The following is a 1,163-nucleotide window of genomic DNA, read 5'->3' as shown; positions in this document are numbered from 1 at the left end:
CACTGTTACGCACTTTCTTTTCTATCGGTTTTGCATCAAGAATTCGGTGTGTGGTGTCATCTAAGTAGTAGTGATTTGCATCAGCGGCTAGTTCAAATAAGTATTGGTAGACGGGGTAAATTGCATCACAGACTAGCTCAACTTGATCAAACACGCTTGAGGCAGTGATGTTAACACCCAATAGCTTTTGAATACTGCCTTGACGATAAAAAGGAAGCCCTGCAAAATATTTGTAAATGGCCATTAAACTGCGGGCGGAGTAACCATATTTTGTATTGCTATCCCCGTCATTTAATACTTCATCGGGAAGATTAGCGGTGAAGTAAACACCACAAGTATTACAGCGCAGGCGCTCCAGAACGTGTTGCTCTGGCGTAAAAGGACTTTGTCCTGTAATACGCAATAAGCTGCCAGGCTCTACTTTGTAGACTTTACCTTTAAGGCATTCAGGGCAGTTATCACCTTTATTAAGGTCGCTTAATTCATGCTTTGTTACGACTGGTTTTACGGGGGTGAACGCTTCATTGTTGTTCTTTATCGATTTTGTGTTTTTTTTCTTACTGCTTTTTTTCGGTGTGTTATTAAGATCACTCTGCTTTTCTGATGATTTTTCAATACCCAGTAACTTACGTAATTTGTGAACGGTCACACCATGATCTGCCAAGCGATTTTGGGTCGTTGTCAGTGTCAGTAATGCATCCAATAATAGCTGGTAATCATCAGGGCTGAGCGCAAGGTTATTTTCTTTGGCTTCAACCACTCGCTTGATTAAATCATCAAGGGATTGGGTATCAAGGTCGTTAAATGGTTTGTTCACAATGTTCCTTTAATAACGGCGAAATAAATCATGACGAAAGTATGATCTCATGAATTAAAAAAGCCAGCAGTTATTTTAGTGGTGTGTAATGACCACTTAATAATTTTCTTAAATGCGCCGCATCTATTGATGTAATGGGGGTATTTACCGTTGGCCAGCCTAAAAACTTCCCCTTAGATAACCGCTTTGTCATTAACCAAAAGCCATTATTTTCATAAACCAATGCGCGTACCATCGTTTTGTTTCGATTAATAAAAACAAACAAAGTGCCTGAGCGAGGTTCGCAATTAAGGCGTTGTTTACATAACGCGGCTAATCCATCAATACCTTGACGAAAATCAGCAGG

General features: G+C 40.0%; 2 protein-coding genes. Both read right to left on the bottom strand.

Annotation, left to right across the window (positions count from 1 at the left end; translation table 11 throughout):
• Nucleotides 1–817 (bottom strand): IS66 family transposase (locus CXF74_RS21375; protein ID WP_157822518.1); only part of this gene is annotated, 817 nt, incomplete at its 3' end.
• Between the two features lie 70 nt (nt 818–887).
• The coding region (tnpB, locus tag CXF74_RS21370; protein ID WP_101084655.1) for an IS66 family insertion sequence element accessory protein TnpB at nt 888–1,163 on the bottom strand (276 nt) is incomplete at its 5' end.

Origin of the sequence: Psychromonas sp. Urea-02u-13, from assembly GCF_002835995.1 — a bacterium.
In the GTDB taxonomy this organism is placed as follows: Bacteria; Pseudomonadota; Gammaproteobacteria; order Enterobacterales; family Psychromonadaceae; genus Psychromonas.
This window is presented reverse-complemented; position numbering and strand designations above follow the sequence as displayed.